The organism is Rubrivivax gelatinosus (assembly GCF_004340905.1).
GTDB lineage: Bacteria > Pseudomonadota > Gammaproteobacteria > Burkholderiales > Burkholderiaceae_C > Rubrivivax > Rubrivivax gelatinosus.
In genome coordinates, this window is sequence record NZ_SLXD01000001.1 from 41,511 (window position 1) to 57,643 (window position 16,133).

Annotated in this window: 14 protein-coding genes and 1 pseudogene; 9 read left to right on the forward strand and 6 right to left on the reverse strand. The window is 72.1% G+C overall.

Annotated features, from left to right (window positions below; all coding sequences use genetic code 11):
- Positions 1-66: 66 nt before the first annotated feature.
- Positions 67-616: pseudogene (locus EV684_RS24145) on the forward strand (IS5/IS1182 family transposase); the annotation flags it as partial.
- 158 nt (positions 617-774) lie between these two features.
- Here the strand turns inward: EV684_RS24145 and EV684_RS00215 are convergent.
- The gene (locus tag EV684_RS00215; protein ID WP_132644197.1) at positions 775-2,235 is read right to left on the reverse strand and encodes a wax ester/triacylglycerol synthase family O-acyltransferase; all 1,461 of its coding nucleotides are present in this window, start codon (positions 2,233-2,235) and stop codon (positions 775-777) included.
- 84 nt (positions 2,236-2,319) lie between these two features.
- Between EV684_RS00215 and EV684_RS00220 the strand changes: the two genes are divergently transcribed.
- On the forward strand, positions 2,320-2,574 hold the full coding sequence (locus tag EV684_RS00220; RefSeq protein ID WP_014427063.1) for an acyl-CoA-binding protein: 255 nt from the start codon (positions 2,320-2,322) through the stop codon (positions 2,572-2,574).
- Positions 2,575-2,714: 140 nt separating this feature from the next.
- Here the strand turns inward: EV684_RS00220 and EV684_RS00225 are convergent, their stop codons facing one another.
- The 3 genes from EV684_RS00225 to EV684_RS00235 are packed head-to-tail and all read right to left on the reverse strand — an operon-like array spanning position 2,715 to position 6,153.
- Positions 2,715-3,032, reverse strand: coding sequence for a polyhydroxyalkanoic acid system family protein (locus EV684_RS00225; RefSeq protein WP_132644198.1), 318 nt, complete (start codon positions 3,030-3,032; stop codon positions 2,715-2,717).
- Positions 3,029-4,108 (reverse strand): aminopeptidase, encoded by a 1,080-nt coding sequence (locus tag EV684_RS00230; RefSeq protein ID WP_132644199.1) that lies wholly within the window; start codon positions 4,106-4,108, stop codon positions 3,029-3,031. Before EV684_RS00230 ends, EV684_RS00225 begins: the two co-directional genes overlap by 4 nt.
- The gene (locus tag EV684_RS00235) at positions 4,108-6,153 is read right to left on the reverse strand and encodes a molybdopterin-containing oxidoreductase family protein (RefSeq protein WP_132644200.1); all 2,046 of its coding nucleotides are present in this window, start codon (positions 6,151-6,153) and stop codon (positions 4,108-4,110) included. The genes EV684_RS00230 and EV684_RS00235 overlap by 1 nt, the downstream gene beginning before the upstream one ends.
- Before the next feature lie 146 nt (positions 6,154-6,299).
- Here EV684_RS00235 and EV684_RS00240 point away from each other — a divergent pair, with 146 nt between their 5' ends.
- The 4 genes from EV684_RS00240 (at position 6,300) to EV684_RS00255 (ending at position 9,583) form a co-directional block, all read left to right on the forward strand.
- Positions 6,300-7,496, forward strand: a complete 1,197-nt coding sequence (locus tag EV684_RS00240) for a M20 aminoacylase family protein (protein WP_132644201.1) — start codon at positions 6,300-6,302, stop codon at positions 7,494-7,496.
- A 114-nt stretch (positions 7,497-7,610) separates the two neighbouring features.
- Positions 7,611-8,168: a cysteine hydrolase family protein gene (locus tag EV684_RS00245; protein WP_132644202.1), complete on the forward strand. Its 558-nt coding sequence runs from the start codon at positions 7,611-7,613 to the stop codon at positions 8,166-8,168.
- Positions 8,165-9,136, forward strand: coding sequence for a GlxA family transcriptional regulator (locus tag EV684_RS00250; RefSeq protein WP_132644203.1), 972 nt, complete (start codon positions 8,165-8,167; stop codon positions 9,134-9,136). Before EV684_RS00245 ends, EV684_RS00250 begins: the two co-directional genes overlap by 4 nt.
- 30 nt (positions 9,137-9,166) lie before the next feature.
- Complete coding sequence (locus EV684_RS00255; protein ID WP_242478642.1) at positions 9,167-9,583, forward strand: cytochrome C; 417 nt, start codon at positions 9,167-9,169, stop codon at positions 9,581-9,583.
- Positions 9,584-9,592: 9 nt separating this feature from the next.
- On the opposite strand, the gene pgi is transcribed toward EV684_RS00255, so the two are convergent.
- On the reverse strand, positions 9,593-11,182 hold the full coding sequence (gene pgi / locus EV684_RS00260; protein ID WP_132644204.1) for a glucose-6-phosphate isomerase: 1,590 nt from the start codon (positions 11,180-11,182) through the stop codon (positions 9,593-9,595).
- The gene (gene tal / locus EV684_RS00265; protein WP_132644205.1) at positions 11,179-12,132 is read right to left on the reverse strand and encodes a transaldolase; all 954 of its coding nucleotides are present in this window, start codon (positions 12,130-12,132) and stop codon (positions 11,179-11,181) included. Before tal ends, pgi begins: the two co-directional genes overlap by 4 nt.
- A 152-nt stretch (positions 12,133-12,284) precedes the next feature.
- Here tal and EV684_RS00270 point away from each other — a divergent pair, with 152 nt between their 5' ends.
- The 3 genes from EV684_RS00270 to zwf all read left to right on the forward strand — a co-directional run bounded on the left by EV684_RS00270 (position 12,285) and on the right by zwf (position 16,126).
- Positions 12,285-13,877 (forward strand): ExeA family protein, encoded by a 1,593-nt coding sequence (locus tag EV684_RS00270; protein ID WP_132644206.1) that lies wholly within the window; start codon positions 12,285-12,287, stop codon positions 13,875-13,877.
- A gap of 4 nt (positions 13,878-13,881) precedes the next feature.
- Complete coding sequence (locus EV684_RS00275) at positions 13,882-14,586, forward strand: general secretion pathway protein GspB (RefSeq protein WP_132644207.1); 705 nt, start codon at positions 13,882-13,884, stop codon at positions 14,584-14,586.
- A gap of 94 nt (positions 14,587-14,680) precedes the next feature.
- On the forward strand, positions 14,681-16,126 hold the full coding sequence (gene zwf / locus EV684_RS00280) for a glucose-6-phosphate dehydrogenase (protein WP_132644208.1): 1,446 nt from the start codon (positions 14,681-14,683) through the stop codon (positions 16,124-16,126).
- The last annotated feature ends 7 nt before the right edge of the window (positions 16,127-16,133 follow it).

Consider the following 16,133-nt stretch of genomic DNA (forward strand, 5'->3'; position numbering starts at 1 on the left):
GAGCACGAGCAGGCCAACGTCTTCTACGTGAAGACGGTCTTCGAGTACGGTGTCCTTGGCGGGCACCACTCGGTGTTCAGCAAGAACCGCGACCGGCTCATCGAGCACGACGCGGTAACGGACCTGTTCAACGAGACGGTAGAGATGGCGCACAAGCGCGACCTGCTGTCGGGCGAGCACTTCAGCGTCGATGGCACGCTCATCCAGGCCTGGGCCAGGCCAGCCAGGCCGATGGCACGGCCGAGCGACGTCGCCGCGCAGATGCTGACCGACGTCGCCAGCCCGGGCAAACGCGTGACGGTTGCCGCAGGCAAGGCGTACGACACCAAGGGCTTCGTCAAGGCACGCCGCGAGATGAACGTCACGCCGCACGTCGCGCAGAACACCGCCCGCAGCGGCGGCAGTGCCATCGACGGGCGCACGACGCGGCATCCCGGCTACGTCACGCAGAAAGCGCATCGAGCAGTGCTTCGGATGGGGCAAGGTCGTCGGCTCGATCCGCCAGGTGATGGTGCCGGGACTGGACAAGATCGACCAGCTTTTGACGCTGACGATGGCCGCCTACAACCTCTCGCGGTTGCGCACCTTGGCCCCACTGCGCCCGCAGTGCGCGTAATGAACGTCGGGATGGCCGAATGACCACCTTGAAGCGCCTGAATCCCGTCGAAATAGCCTGTCTTCGGCGTCGGCGACCGAAGCGTCGGGCTGTATGAGCGTTTCGACCTCGAACGCGGTGGGCGACCTCGGCTTCACGGGTGGTTTTTCAACGGCCTGTTAGGCGGCCGCCCCGTCCTCGCCCGGCCAGGGCAGCATCATCGTCAGCCAGAGCAGCTTCTCGAACTCGGGTTCGAAACGTTCGACGATGGCCTGCGGGTCAGGGCACAGCGCGGTGTCGGCGATCAGCCCGAACTGCACGCCGCCGCCGTAGCTGAGCACGCTGACGCCCAGGCCGACATCGCCCGAGGCCGGCACCCAGAACATGGTCTGGCGCAGCGTCGAGCCGCAGAACTTCAGCGGCTCGCGCGGGCCGGGCACGTTGGTCATCACCGCCGTCGTCTTGCGCGCGAACAGGTTCAGCACCGCGTCCTGCACCGGCTTGACGAGGAAACCCGCCATCGCCAGCACGGCGAAGGCCAGCAGCGGCTGGTAGCTGCCCTTCAGCTCGGCCATGCGCTGTCGCACCGCGTAGACCCGCTCGATCGGGTTGTCGATGCCGATCGGCAGTACCAGCGGCGCCAGCCCGAAGCGGTTGCCCAGCTGCCAGGCCTTGTCGCTCGAGCGCAGGTTGACCGGCACCATGGCCCGGATCTCCTTGCCCGCCGGGTCGTCGCCGAGATCGTGCAGGTAGCGGCCGATCGCGCCGGCGGCGCAGGCCAGCAGCACGTCGTTGATCGAGCAACCCAGGGCCTTGCCGACGGCCTTGACGGTGTCCAGCGGCAGCGGTTCATTCCAGGCGACGGCTTTCAGGCCGCCGGGTTTGCCTTTCAGCGCGGTCGGCGAGTCGTCGGTCATCAGCGCCAGCGCGGCGGCGTCGTGCACCACCTGCCAGCCGTGGCGCGCCACCGCCAGCGAACCGAGGAAACGCGTCTGCGGGTGCGCCAGCATCTCCATCGAACGCGCGACGCCGTTGCCGTACATGCCGATGGCCTTGACCGTCAGGTCCGTGATCGGGCGCAGCACCGCGTCGGCGAGCCAGTCGTGTTCGTGGCCGTGTTCATGGCCATGCTCCTGGCCGTGCGCGTGTCTCGGGTGCTTCGGCGGCTCGGCGCCGCCGTCGGTGATCGACAGCATCACCGAGATCAGCGCGATGCCGTCGGCGATGCAGTGGTGCAGGCGCACGACGATGGCCGAGCCACCTTCGTAGCGTTCGATCAGGTGGAACTGCCACAGCGGGCGCTGCGGGTCCAGCGGCGTCGCGGCCAGCTCCGCGCACAAGGCCTTCAGCGCCGCACGTTCGTCCTGGCCGCGGCGGCGCGGCAGCTTGGTGGTGACGACGTGGCGCGAGAGGTCGAAGTGCTCGTCCTCGACCCAGGAGGCGCCCAGCAGGTCGGGCACGGCACGCTGGCGAAAACGCGCGTAGCGCAGGAAGCGCTCCTCGACACGACGGCGCAGCGCCGCCAGCGTGATGCCGGGTTCCAGCAGCCAGACCCCGACGATCATCATCAGGTTGACGTCGTTGTCCATGCGCAGCCACGCGGTGTCCACGCGTGACATGCGCTCGGCGTCAAGACTCATGCGCTCCTCCGCTTTTTCGGGGCACGATGGCCGCTAACATCGGGAGCGTCAAGCCCGGATCACGGGTCAGAGGAGACCTGCACCATGCCGCAACTCAAGGCTGCGTTCGAAAAGGCCGTCGCGGAGAGCAAGTCGCTGCCGGCCAAGCCCGACAACGCGACGCTGCTGAAGATCTATTCGCTCTACAAGCAGGCCACGGTCGGCGACGTCGAGGGCGACCGCCCGGGTTTCACCGACTTCGTCGGCCGGGCGAAGTACGACGCCTGGGCAGGCTTGAAGGGCACGTCGGCGAACGAGGCGATGCAGCAATACATCGACCTCATCGAAGACCTGAAGTAGACGGCGCCCGCGGCCGCCTGGCGGCCGCCCCCCGAGGGGGCTCCGAACCCGACCGGGAGACCCGGATCGGGTCCGGCCCGCATGCAGAGGTCGCTCCCCCTGGTCGCCTGCGGCGACCTGTCCCCGGGGGGGGGAAGGCCTCAGCCGCGCTTCGTCGCATCGCCCGCATGGCGGGCGAGCTGCTGGTCGAGGTTGCTGCGGATCTCGCGTTCGATCGTCTTGCTGAAGGCGCCGAGCAGGAAGCCGAGCTTGGCGTCGAGGTCGAAATGATCGGCGGCGACGACGAGGCGGCCGTTGACGCCGCTGCGGCGGAACTCGACCGTGTCGCTCGTTTCGCCGCGCACGATGCGGCACTGCATGTCGAACTGCGTGCGGCACTGTTCTGCCCAGTCGTCGGCCACCGCGCGGGCCACGTCCAGGCCCAGCTCGTGTTCGCGTCGGATGCGGATATCGCTCACTCGTCAACTCCTGTCGCCGCGGCGGCGGCCAGTGCCGCACGTCGCTGGGCCTTGGGCAGCGCGGCCAGCCGCGCCACCTCGGCATAAAAACGTTTGAAATCGGCGCCTTGGGCCTCGAAGAGCCGCTCGAACGCCGGCACCCACTCGTCGTAGGCCGCCTGCACGCCCAGCGCCGCGTTGTTCGCATTGTCGAACCAGGCGTCGTAACCGGCATAACCCGCCCACTCGCCAGCCTTCAGCGCCGCGTGGCGCGCACGCATCGCGGCCATCAGCTCGGCCTTGCGGGCGCGTTTCGTCGCCTCGTCGGCGTCGCTGGCGTACAGCGTGCGCAGCGCCTCGCGCGTCTCGCCGACGAGCGCGCGGAAGGCGCGCCGGCGGGCGTCGAAACGTTCGTACTCGGCACGTGCCGCGGCGTCGGCCTGGGTGTCCAGCCAGCGCCGCACGCCCAGGCGCTCGACCGCGGTGGCGAAGGACTCGTTGAACGGCGTGTCGTCCTGCGCGTAGGCGACCTGGTGCGCGAGTTCGTGGAACACCAGCCGCGCCAGCTCGCCTTCGGACCAGCCGATGAAGGTCGACAGCAGCGGGTCGCCGCCCAGCCATTCGCTCCAGCCCAGTGACGAATACGCCGGCACGCCGTAGACCCAGACCTCGCGGCCGTCGGCACGCAGCTCGGCGGCCAGCGCGTCGGCGCCTTGGCGGCTGAAGTAGCCGCGGTAGCCGACGCAGCCCATCACCGGCCAGCACCAGGTCTGCAGCTTCAGCGACAGCTCGGGCGCGGCGACGACGTTCCAGACGACGGCCTTGCGGTCGAGCTCGGCGTAGCGCTTGTAGCTGCGGTTGTCGGGCAGCTTCAGCTCGCTGACAGCGAAGGCACGCAGACGCTGCGCCAGCGCCAGCCGGGCCTGCAGCGTCGGTGGCGTGGCCGGGTCGGCCAGCCAGTCCTCGACGGGGCGAGAACGCTGCAGCAGGTCCAGGTGACCTTGCAGCGCCTGGGCGACGTAGCCGACGTTGCTGCAGCCGGCCAGCGCCGCCACGGCGGCCAGCGCCACGATCAGGCCCGCACGTCGCCCGCGCATCAGGCGGCCGCCACCTCGACGAGGCAGTCGTAGAAACTCGGTGCGCGGCCGATGTCGGTCAGGCGCTGGTGCGTCAGCTCGTTGACATTGGTGCCGTCGCGGCCCAGCTTGCGCCACCAGACGCCCAGCCCGACGACGACGCCCGGCCGCGCCCGCGTGCTGACCGCTGCGGCACAGCGGTACTCGCCGCGTTCGTTGAACACCCGCACCTCGGCACCGTCGGCGATGCCGCGTGCGGCGGCGTCGTCGGGGTGGATTTCCAGCAGCGGCTCGCCTTCGACGGCGCGCAGGCTCTTCACGTTGACGAAGGTCGAGTTCAGGAAGTGGCGCGCCGGCGGCGAGATCATCGCCAGCGGGAAGCGCGCCGCCAGCTCGGGCGTCGTCTCCGCGCATTCGTGGTTCGGCACGTGGTCGGGCACACCCAGCCCCGGCACGTCGACGACGGCCTTGCCCGACGGCGTCGGAAAGCCCTTGGCGAACGGCGCGTCGGCCACGTCGAGCTTGGCCCAGCCGCGCTGCTCCAGCGAACCGAGGTCGACGCGGTCGGCGAGGAAGGCGCGCCGCGCCAGCGTCTCGTCGTCGTCGGCAAAACACGGGTCGTCGAAACCCATCCGTTCGGCCAGCGCGCGGAAGATCGCGGCGTTGGAGCGCGCTTCGCCCAGCGCTTCGATCGCGGGTTTGTTCAGCAGCGCGTAGGTGTGGCCGTAGGCGGTGTGCGCGTCCCAGTGTTCGAGCTGGGTCGTGGCCGGCAGCACGAAGTCGGCGTGGTCGGCGGTGTCGGTCAGGAAGTGCTCGAGCACGACGGTGAACAGGTCCTCGCGCGCGAAGCCGGCAACGACCTTGCGGCTCTCCGGCGCCACCGCCACGGGGTTGCTGTTGTAGACGACGAGCGCCTCGATGCGCGGGCCGAAACCGGGCGAGGCCTCGCGCAGCAGGTCGTCGCCGATCGTGCTCATGTTGATCGTGCGCGGCTGGCGGCCGGCCAGCAGGTCGGGGCGCTGCAGCCAGGCGTCGTCGCGCCGGCCGGCGAACCAGCCCGAGGCCGACAGCAGCAGGCCGCCGGCGCGGTGGCGCCAGGCGCCGGTCAGGCAGGGCAGCAAGGCGATCAGCCGCACCGCGCTGCCGCCGCCGTGCACACGCTGCATGCCGTAGTTCAGGCGGATCGCGGCCGGTTGGGTCGTGCCGTAGTCGCGCGCCAGGCCGCGGATCTGCTCGACGGTCAGCCCGCAGACCGCGGCGGCGCGTTCGGCCGGCCACTGCAGCGCACGTTCACGCAGCGCCGGCCAGCCGTCGACGTAACGTTCCAGGTAGTCGTGGTCCAGCCAGTCGTGGGCGATCAGTTCGTGCATCAGCGCCAGCGCCAGCGCGCCGTCGCTGCCCGGGCGCAGCGCCAGGTGCTCGTGGCACTTCTCGGCGGTTTCGGTGCGGCGCGGGTCGATGCAGACCAGCTTGGCGCCCTGGCGTTTGGCGGCCTGGGCGATGGTCCAGAAGTGCAGGTTCGAGGTGATCGAGTTGCTGCCCCAGATCAGGATCAGCCGGCTCTCGGCGAAGTGCTCGACGTGCATGCCGGCCTTGATGCCGTAGGTCGCCAGCAGCGCTTCGCTGCCGGCCGAGGCGCAGATCGTGCGGTCCAGCCGCGACGCGCCGAGCTTGTTGAAGAAACGCGCGGCCATGCTCTCGCCCTGCACCAGGCCCATCGTGCCGGCGTAGCTGTACGGCAGGATGGCCTCGGGGTCGCGTGCGGCGATGGCCTTCAGGCGTGCGGCGATCGTTTCCAGCGCCTCGTCCCAGGACACCGGCACGAACTCGCCGCGACCCTTGGGGCCGATGCGCTTGAGCGGCGTCAGCACACGTTCGGGGTGGTAGGTGCGCTCGGGGTAGCGGCTGACCTTGGTGCACAGCGCGCCGTTCGTCGTCGGGTGCTCCGGGTCGCCCTGCACACGCACCGCGCGGCCGTTCTCGACGGTGACCAGCATCGCGCAGGTGTCGGGGCAGTCGTGCGGGCAGGCGGCGTGCACGACGCGGGTCTCGGGGGCGGCATTCATGGTCGGGGCGTGGCGGGTGGCGGCGCGAGGCCGGCATGGTGCCACGCACACGGCCGCCCGCCCCGCGACGCGGCCATGCCCCCGGCGCCCGAGCGCGCACCGGAACGGGGCTAGCATCGCCTTTTGAGCCGCCTCCGCCCTGCCCGATGAAACTGATCGATTCCATCGTCGCCGACGCCGCCGGCATCGCCACGCTGCGGCGCGACCTGCACGCCCACCCCGAGCTGTGTTTCGAGGAGCAGCGCACCAGCGACCTGATCGCCGCCGCGCTGGAAGGCTGGGGCATCCCGGTGCACCGCGGGCTGGGCAAGACCGGCGTCGTCGGCATCGTGAAGCACGGCAGCTCGGCACGCGCCGTCGGCCTGCGTGCCGACATCGACGCGCTGCCGATCACCGAGAAGAACACCTTCGCGCACGCCAGCCGCCACGCCGGGCGCATGCACGCCTGCGGCCACGACGGCCACACGGCGATGCTGCTGGCCGCCGCACAGCATCTGGCGAAGAACAGGAACTTCGACGGCACCGTCTACCTCGTCTTCCAGCCGGCCGAAGAAGGCGGCGGCGGCGCGCGCGAGATGATCCAGGACGGGCTGTTCGAGCGTTTCCCGATGGAGGCCATCTTCGGCGCGCACAACTGGCCAGGCCTCGAAGCCGGCCAGTTCGCCGTCAAGACCGGCCCGGTCTTCGCCAGCAGCAACGAGTTCAAGGTGACGATCCGCGGCAAGGGCGCGCACGCCGCGATGCCGCACAACGGCATCGACCCGGTGCTCGTCGCCTGCCAGCTGGTCAGCGCCTGGCAGGGCATCGTCACGCGCAACAAGCGCCCGATCGACACCGCGGTGATCTCGACGACGATGATCCACGCCGGCGAGGCGACCAACGTCATCCCCGACAGCGTCGAGCTGCAGGGCACGGTGCGCACCTTCACGACCGAGGTGCTGGACCTGGTGGAGCGCCGCATGAAGCAGGTCGCCGACGCCACCTGCGCGGCCTACGACGCGGCCTGCGAGTTCGAGTTCCACCGCAACTACCCGCCGACGATCAACCACCCGGCCGAGACCGAGTTCGTGCGCCGCACGCTGACCGAGGTGGTCGGCGCCGCGAACGTGCTCGAGTTCGAGCCGACGATGGGCGCCGAGGACTTCAGCTTCTACCTGCTGGACAAGCCCGGCTGCTACTTCGTCATCGGCAACGGCGACGGCACGCACCGCGAGGCCGGCCACGGCCTGGGCCCGTGCATGCTGCACAACCCGAGCTACGACTTCAACGACGAGCTGATCCCGATCGGCGCGTCGGCCTGGGTGCGGCTGGCCGAGGCCTGGCTGGCGCAGCCGCGGCCCTGACGCCCGGCCGGCGGATGTCCTGAAACGTCCGCCTCGCGTCCGGTTCGGGCCCGGCGGGTGCACACTGCGGCAGGCACGATGCGGTCACCCTTCACCACCGCACGAGGCCAGACGATGTCCACCGCCGTCCTGTTGATCGACGTCCAGCAGTCCTTCACCGCCCGCCCCTACTGGGACCCGGCGGCCGCGCCGGCTTTCCTGGCGCGTGTCAATGCGCTCGTCGCCGGCGCCGCCGAACGCGGCCTGCCGGTCGTGCGCATCCTGCACACCGACGGCCCGAAGAGCGCCGACAACCCGTTCGCGCTCGACAGCGGCCTGGTGCGCCCGCTGGACGGTCTGGCGCCTTACGACGCCGCGGCCAGCTTTCTGAAAGAACGCCACAGCGCGCTGGTCGGCACCGGCCTCACGGTCTGGCTGCACCAGCACGGCATCCGCCGGCTGATCGTCGCCGGCATCCGCACGGAGCAGTGCTGCGAGACGACGACGCGCCACGCCAGCGACGAGGGCTGGGAGGTCGACTACGTCACCGAAGCGACGCTGACCTTCGCGATGGCGACGCCGGCCGGCCGCTTGCTGAGCCCGGCCGAGCTCTACGAACGTACCGAGACCGTGCTCGCCGGGCGTTTCGCGACGATCTGCAGCGTCGAGCAGGCTTTGCATCGAGCCGCATGATCGACCTGGTCTTCGTCGTCCTGCCCGAGACGCTGCTGCTGGACCTGGCCGGCCCGGCGGAAGTCTTCCGCCTCGCCAACCAGCAGCTGGCACGGCGCGGCCGGCCGCCGGCCTTCCGGCTCCGCCACGTCGGCCCCGACGCGCAGGCCGCGAGTTCGGTCGGCGCGACGATCGCGGCGCTGGAGGCGCTGCCGGCAGGCTTCGAAGACGAGACCTGGGTCGTGCTGCTGGGCCAGCCCAGCGGCTGCGAAAGCGCGCTGATGCGGCCGCTGCCCGCGCACTGGGCGAGGACACGCCGCTGGCTGGCCGAGGCGGTGGCGCCGCGCCTGGGCGCCGGTGTCGAACTGATGACCGTCTGCGCCGGCGCGCTGCTGGCCGCCGACGCCGGGCTGCTGGCCGGGCGGCGCTGCACGACGCACCACGAGATGCTGGACGAGCTGCAGCGGCTGGCGCCGACGGCGCAGGTGCTGGCCAACCGCCTGTTCGTCGCCGACGGCCCGGTCGCGACCAGCGCCGGCGTCACCGCCGGCATCGACCTCGCGCTGCACGCGGTCGCACGGATCTGCGGCGAAGCGGTGGCGGCGGCCGTGGCGCAGACGATGGTCGTCTTCCACCGCCGCGGCAGCGAGGACCCGCAGCACTCGGCGCTGCTCGCCGGCCGCGAGCACCTGCACCCGGCGCTGCACCGCGTGCAGGACGCGGTGCTCGAGGCCCCGGCCGCCGACTGGCCGCTGGACAAGCTGGCGGCCCTCGCCCACGTCTCGCCGCGCCACCTGGCGCGGCTGTTCGCCGAACACGTGGGCAGCAGCCCACGCGCTTGGATCGAGGACCTGCGGGTCGCGTTGGCCGAACGTGCGCTGCGCGAGGGCCGCGCGACCAAGCAGGCGGTCGCCGAGGCAGGGCTAGGCGGCCCGCGCCAGTGGCGCCGGCTGCGCGCCCGACGCCGACCGGCTGAAACCCCGGGGTAGCCGGGGCGAAGCGGCCGCTACGATGGGCCGATGAACTGCCGCCCCGCCCTGCCCGCCCTGCTGCTGGCCGCCGTGCCGGCATTCGCCCAGGACACGCTGCCGCCGCTGCCCGCGAACCGCGGCGCGCTGCTCTACGACACGCACTGCGTCGCCTGCCACACGACGCAGATGCACTGGCGCGACAAACGCATCGCCACCGACTGGGACAGCCTGAAGGCCCAGGTGCGGCGCTGGCAGGCCACGGCCCACCTGGGCTGGAGCGAAGACGACGTCGACGCCGTCGCGCGCCACCTCGACGAGCGCATCTACCGTTTTGGGGCCCCCGGCCGCCGAGCGGCCGCCCCCCACGGGGGCTCCGAACCCGACCGGGGGACCCGGATCGGGTTCGGCGCGCATGCCAACGCCGCTCCCCTGGTCGCCGGTGGCGACCTGTCCCGAGGGACGTGAGAGAGGGGTTCAGCCGCGCAGCCGGGCCAGCAACGCCGCGGTGCTGGCGTCCAGCCCCCGGGTGTCGCCCGAGGCCAGGCGCGGCAGCAGGTCGCTGGCCAGCGCCTTGCCGAGCTCGACGCCCCACTGGTCGAAGCTGTTGAGGCCCCATAGCGCGCCGCTGGTCCAGACGCGGTGCTCGTACATCGCGACCAGCGCGCCCAGCGCGCGCGGCGTCAGCATGTCCAGCACGAAGGTCGTGCTCGGCCGGTTGCCAGGGAAGGTGCGGTGGCGCGCGAGCACCTCGCGGTCCAGCGTCGCCGACGCGGTCGGCACCGTCTCGCCACGCGCCGCCTCGGCGGTCTTGCCGAGCATCAGCGCCTGGCTCTGCGCCAGGCAGTTGGCGAGCAGCTTGGCGTGCAGGTCAGCGTGCGGGTGCGTCGGCCGGCGAACGGCGATGAACTCCACCGGGATCACGTCGCTGCCCTGGTGCAGCATCTGGAAGTAGGCGTGCTGGCCGTTGGTGCCGGGCTCGCCCCAGACCACCGGGCTGGTGGCATAGGGCAGCGGCTGGCCGTCGAGGTCGACGCGCTTGCCGTTGGACTCCATCTCCAGCTGCTGCAGATAGGCCGGCAGCCGGCGCAGGCCCTGGTGGTAGGGCGCGACGCTGCGGCTGGTGAAGCCGTGGAAGTTGCGGTACCAGACGTCGACGAGGCCCAGCAGCATCGGCAGGTTGCGCTCGATGGGCGCCTCGGCGAAGTGGCGGTCCATCGCGTGCGCGCCGTCGAGCAGCGCACGGAAGTTGGCCGCGCCGATGGCGATCGCGATCGGCAGGCCGATCGCGCTCCACAGCGAGTAGCGCCCGCCAACCCAGTCCCAGAAGCCGAAGGTCGTCGTGATGCCGAAGGCCGCCGCGGCGCTGACGTTGGTCGTCGTCGCGGCGAAGTGGCGCGCGATCTCCTCGACCGTGCCGCCGTGGGCCAGGAACCAGGCCCGCGCGACCTGCGCGTTGGCCATCGTCTCCTGTGTCGTGAAGGTCTTGGAGGCGACGATGAACAGCGTGCGCTTGGGGTCCAGCTTCGCCAGCACCGGCGTGATGTCGTGGCCGTCGACATTGCTGACGAAGTGCAGCCGCCGGCCCGGGTCGCCGTAGGACTCGAGCGCGGCGACGACCATCTGCGGCCCCAGGTCGCTGCCGCCGATGCCGATGTTGACGATGTCGGTGATCTGCGCGTCCAGCCGCACCTGCTCGGCGTAGGCCAGCATCGCCGCCAGCACCGCGTGCACCGCCTCGCCGTGCGGCGCGGCGCCCAGCGGCGCACGCAGCGCGGTGTGCAGCACCGCGCGGCCCTCGGTGAGGTTGGCGACCGCCCCGGCCAGCATCGCGTCGCGGCGTGCCGGCAGCTCGCACTCCTGCGCCAGGTCGGCGAGGAAATGAAGCGTCGCCGTGTCGAGCAGGTTCTTCGACAGGTCGGCGAAGACCTCCGGCGCCTGCAGCGACAGCGCCTCGAAGCGCGAGGCGTCGCGCGCGAAGGCTTCGCGCAGGTCCAGCGTGCGGCCGTGGGCCTCGTAGTGGCCGGCCAGCGCGCCCCAGGCTTCGGTGCGGTCGCAGCGTGTCATCGTCTTGCTTCCTCGATCAGCGCGTCCAGCGCGCGGGCGTCGGCGGCGAAGGCGCGGATGCCTTCGGCCAGCTTCTCGGTGGCCATCGCGTCCTCGTTGAGCGTCCAGCGGAACGTGGCTTCGTCCAGATGCACGGCGGGCAGGTCGGCGGCCTGGGCCTCGGCGAGCTCGAGCGCGCGGGCGACCGGGGCATCGCTCGCCTGCAGCTGGGCCAGCAGCTCGGGGCTGATCGTCAGCAGGTCGCAGCCGGCCAGCGCGAGGATCTGCTCGACGTTGCGGAAGCTCGCGCCCATCACCTCGGTGGCCAGGCCGTGGCGCTTGTAGTGGCGCCAGATCGTCGTCACCGACATCACGCCCGGGTCGGCGGCGCCGCTGTGCGCCGCGGCGTCCCAGGCGGCGCCGGCACGCGCCTTGTGCCAGTCGAGGATGCGGCCGACGAAGGGCGAGATCAGCGTCACGCCGGCGTCGCCGCAGGCCACCGCCTGGCCGAAGCCGAAGAGCAGCGTCAGGTTGCAGTGGATGCCTTCGCGCTCCAGCACCTCGGCGGCGCGGATGCCTTCCCAGGTCGACGCGATCTTCACCAGCAGGCGCTCGGGGCCGACGCCGGCCGCGCGGTACAGCGCGGCGATGCGCCGGCCACGTTCGATGGTCGCCGCGGTGTCGAAGGACAGGCGGGCGTCGACCTCGGTGCTGACGCGGCCCGGCACGACCTTCAGGATCTCCAGGCCGAAACTCACCAGCACCGCGTCGACGATCTCCTCGAGCGGCCGCGCGGCGTGCGCGGCCACGGTCTCGGCCAGCAGCGGCGCGTACTCGGGCTGGCGCACGGCCTTCAGGATCAGCGACGGGTTGGTCGTCGCGTCACGCGGCGCGAACTGGGCGAGCTGATGGAAGTTGCCGGTATCGGCGACGACGGTCGTGTACTGGCGGAGCTGGTCGAGCTGGTTCATGGGGAATCGGCGTGGAGTCTGGATTGCACCGGAGGCGAGCACGCAACCGTGTGACACGGGCGAGATGCAAAAGCGGCACCGGGCCTCGCTATGCTAGGCGTCTTCGCGCCCCCCGTCGCGCCAAGGCGCACCACGACCGTCCCCGGAAACCGATGTACGCGAGCTTCTACGGCCTGCAGCGCGAGCCCTTCTCGATCGCCCCCGACCCGCGTTTCCTCTACATGAGCGAAGCGCACCGCGAGGCGCTGGCGCACCTGCTCTACGGCCTGTCCGGCGGCGGCGGCTTCGTGCTGCTGACCGGCGAGATCGGTGCCGGCAAGACCACCGTCTGCCGCTGCTTCCTAGAGCAGGTGCCGTCGCACTGCGACGTGGCCTACGTCTTCAACCCCAAGCTGGACGCTCTGGAGCTGCTGCAGACCGTCTGCGACGAGTTCCGCCTCGAGGTGCCGGCCGGCGCAGCGACGGTGAAGGCCTACGTCGACGCGCTGAACCGCTTCCTGCTCGCCGCGCACGCCGCCGGCCGCCACGCGGTGCTGGTCATCGACGAGGCCCAGGCGCTGGCGCCCGAGGTGCTGGAGCAGCTGCGCCTGCTGACCAACCTGGAGACCGACGAGCGCAAGCTGCTGCAGATCGTGCTGATCGGCCAGCCCGAGCTGCGCACGATGCTGGCGCGGCCCGAGCTGGAGCAGCTCGCCCAGCGGGTCATCGCACGCTACCACCTGCCGGCGCTGGACGCGGCCGAGACCGCGGCCTACGTGCGCCACCGGCTGGCGGTCGCCGGGCTGGCCGGCGATCTGCCGTTCGACGACGACGCCATCGCGGCGCTGCACCGGCTGTGCGGCGGCGTGCCGCGGCGCATCAACCTGCTCGCCGACCGGGCGCTGCTCGGCGGCTACGCACGAGGACAGCGGCGTGTCGGCCGCGCCGTCGTCGAACGCGCGGCGCACGAGGTCTTCGGCACGGCGCCGGCGGCCCCGGCGCCGTCGCGTGCGCCGGTGGTCGCGGCGGTGCTGGGCGTCGCGGCGCTGGCCGTCGGCGCGCTGGTCTGGCAGGCCGGGCGTGGTGACGCCACGGCCGCCGAAGCCGGCCCGGTCTTGCCGGCGGCGCTGCCGGCAGCGGCCGCCGCGTCGGCTGCGGTGGTGGCTGCCGCGGCGCCGGCCGCATCGGCGCCGGTCGCTGAGGAACTGGACGCCGAGGCGCTGCTGGCCCGCGCCGCGGCCCGCGAGGCCGACGGCGTCCGGGCGCTGGCCGCACGCTGGAAGGTGCAAGCCGGCGCCGGCGAACCGTGCAGCGCACTGGCCGCCACCGGCCTGGCCTGCTGGCGCACGAAGACCGGCCTGGCCCAGGTGCGCGACCTCGGCCGCCCGGGCCTGCTGACGCTGCACGGCAGCGACGGCCGCAGCGGCGTCGTGCTGCTGACCGGGCTGGACAGCGAGCACGCGACGCTGGCGTTTGCCGATGGCGGCCAGGCGACGGTCGACCTGGCGACGCTGGCCACACTGTGGCGCGGCGAGTTCGCGACGCTGTGGCGGCCGCCGCCGGGCTGGGGCAGCCCGGGCGACCCGACGGTGCTGGCCGCCTGGCTGGACGAACGCCTGCCCGGCCGCGGCACGCTGGCGCCCCGCATCGTCGCCTTCCAGGTCGCGCACGGGCTGCAGCCCGATGGCCGCGCCGGGCCGCTGACGCTGATGCAGATCCTGCGGACCGACGGCGACACCGTGCCCCGGCTCGCGCTCACCCGCTGACACCATGTCCTACATCCTCGACGCCCTGCGCCGTGCCGACGCCGAACGCGAGCGTGGTGCCGTGCCCGGCCTGCATTCACAGCCCGCCACGCAGGCCCCGGCTGCGGCGCCTCCGGCGCCCCGGCGCGGCCCTTGGATCGTGTCCGCCGCCGCGCTGGCGGTCGTCGCGCTCGGCGGCGCCGTCTGGTGGAACACGCAGCGCCCGCCGCCGCCGGCCGTTGTCGTGGCGCAGGCGATGCCCACGCCCGCCGCGCCGCCCGCGGTGAGTGCCGAAACGCCGCCGGCCTCACCCGCCGCGGCATCGGCCGAGGCCGAACCCGTGCCGCGTGTCGGCCCGCCGCGCATCGTGCCGCCGCCGGCCACCACGGCCGAGGCGCCGCCGCGCCGGGCCGCGCCGGCCGTGCCGGCGCCCGGGCCGGCCGCCACGCCGGCCAACATGCCGGCGACCGCCGATGCGCGCCCGACGACGCCGGCGGCCGAACGCGCGATCCCAATCGAGCAGCTCTCGGCCGAACAGCGCCGCGGCCTGCCGCAGCTGACGATCGGCGGCGCGATCTATTCCGACCAGCCGGCGGCGCGCATGCTGCTCGTCGGCGGCCAGTTGCTGCACGAAGGCGACACGGCCGCGCCCGGCGTCACGCTGGAGCGCATCGGCCCGCGCTCGGCGGTGCTGCGCTGGCGCACGCTGCGTTACGAAGTGCCGTACTAGGCCCGACGGTGTCGCGCCGATCGCGCCCGCGGTTGACCGGCATGAAACCGCGGAGCATGATCCGGACGAAACTTAGTTACATGCACGCCCCGACATGTCCTTCGACCTCGTCTTCTTCGGTGGCACCGGCGACCTGACCTGGCGCAAGCTGCTGCCCGCGCTGTTCCAGGCCTGGCGCCACCACAAGCTGCCCGAGGGCGGCCGCATCCTCGCCGTCGCGCGCGACGAGCGCAGCGACGACGAATACCGCGCCTTCGTGCGCGAACGTTTTGCCGCCGTCGACAGCAGCAAGCGCCCGAACGAAGCCGAGTTCGACGAGTTCGCGCAGCTGCTGCACTACCGCCGCATGGACCTGTCCCGGCCCGAGGACTACACCGGCCTGAAGGCCTGGCTGGCCGAACGCGGCGCCGACACGGCGCTGATGTACCTGGCGACCAGCCCGTACCTGTTCCCGGTGATCTGCGAACAGCTCGGCGCCGCCGGCATCGTCGGCCCGCACGTGCGCATCGTGCTCGAGAAGCCGCTGGGCCACGACCTGGCGAGCGCGCAGCAGATCAACCGCGTCGTGCGCTCGGTGTTCGACGAGCGCCAGGCGCTGCGCATCGACCACTACCTCGGCAAGCCGGCGGTGCAGAACCTGATGGCGCTGCGCTTCGGCAACGCCTTGTTCGAGCCGCTGTGGCGGCGCGAGTGGATCGCCAACATCCAGATCACGCTGGCCGAGTCGCTGGGCGTGGGCACGCGCGGCGATTACTACGACCGCACCGGCGCGCTGCGCGACATGATCCAGAACCATGCGCTGCAGCTGCTGACGATGATCGCGATGGAGCCGCCCTCGTCCAGCGCCGCCGACGCGATCCGCGACGAGAAGCTGAAGGTGCTGCGCTCACTGCGCCCGTTCACCCCCGAGACGGTGGCACGCGACGTCGTGCGCGGCCAGTACCGCGCCGGCAGCGTCGCCGGCCAGGCGGTGCCGGGCTACCTGGACGAGGTCAAGGTGCCGGCCGGCAGCCGCTGCGAGACCTTCGTCGCGCTGCGCACCGAGATCCAGAACTGGCGCTGGGCCGGCGTGCCCTTCTACCTGCGCACCGGCAAACGCCTGGCCGGGCAGGACGCGCACATCGTCGTCAACTTCCGCGAGGTGCCGCACCCGATCTTCCCGGGAACGCGGCGCGCCAACCGCCTGGTCATCAAGCTGCAGCCCGAGGACGGGCTGGAGCTGCACCTGTTGGCGGCCACCGGCGGCAGCCGTGACGAGCTGCTGTCGCCGGTGTCGCTGGACCTGGACTTCGACCGGGCCTTCCCGAGCGAACGCGTGGGCGCCTACGAACGCCTGCTGCTCGACGCCATCGCCGGACGGCTGAACCTGTTCGTGCGCAGCGACGAGCAGGAGCAGGCCTGGCGCTGGGTCGAGCCGGTGCTCGACGCCTGGAACAACGACCCGACCGGCCCGCGCCCCTACGCGGCCGGCAGCTGGGGCCCGGCGGCCGCCAGCGCGCTCGTGGCGCGCGACGGCTGTGCCTGGGCCGAGGAACAATGAACACCTT

Bases quoted from the DNA above. Each gene is read 5' to 3' on its own strand.
- pgi (WP_132644204.1), bottom strand. From the start codon at position 11,182: ATGACACGCTGCGACCGCACCGAAGCCTGGGGCGCGCTGGCCGGCCAC.
- EV684_RS00215 (WP_132644197.1), bottom strand. From the start codon at position 2,235: ATGAGTCTTGACGCCGAGCGCATGTCACGCGTGGACACCGCGTGGCTG.
- EV684_RS00230 (WP_132644199.1), bottom strand. From the start codon at position 4,108: ATGCGCGGGCGACGTGCGGGCCTGATCGTGGCGCTGGCCGCCGTGGCG.
- EV684_RS00235 (WP_132644200.1), bottom strand. From the start codon at position 6,153: ATGAATGCCGCCCCCGAGACCCGCGTCGTGCACGCCGCCTGCCCGCAC.
- EV684_RS00220 (WP_014427063.1), top strand. From the start codon at position 2,320: ATGCCGCAACTCAAGGCTGCGTTCGAAAAGGCCGTCGCGGAGAGCAAG.
- EV684_RS00275 (WP_132644207.1), top strand. From the start codon at position 13,882: ATGTCCTACATCCTCGACGCCCTGCGCCGTGCCGACGCCGAACGCGAG.
- EV684_RS00240 (WP_132644201.1), top strand. From the start codon at position 6,300: ATGAAACTGATCGATTCCATCGTCGCCGACGCCGCCGGCATCGCCACG.
- EV684_RS00270 (WP_132644206.1), top strand. From the start codon at position 12,285: ATGTACGCGAGCTTCTACGGCCTGCAGCGCGAGCCCTTCTCGATCGCC.
- EV684_RS00245 (WP_132644202.1), top strand. From the start codon at position 7,611: ATGTCCACCGCCGTCCTGTTGATCGACGTCCAGCAGTCCTTCACCGCC.
- tal (WP_132644205.1), bottom strand. From the start codon at position 12,132: ATGAACCAGCTCGACCAGCTCCGCCAGTACACGACCGTCGTCGCCGAT.
- EV684_RS00255 (WP_242478642.1), top strand. From the start codon at position 9,167: ATGAACTGCCGCCCCGCCCTGCCCGCCCTGCTGCTGGCCGCCGTGCCG.
- EV684_RS00250 (WP_132644203.1), top strand. From the start codon at position 8,165: ATGATCGACCTGGTCTTCGTCGTCCTGCCCGAGACGCTGCTGCTGGAC.
- zwf (WP_132644208.1), top strand. From the start codon at position 14,681: ATGTCCTTCGACCTCGTCTTCTTCGGTGGCACCGGCGACCTGACCTGG.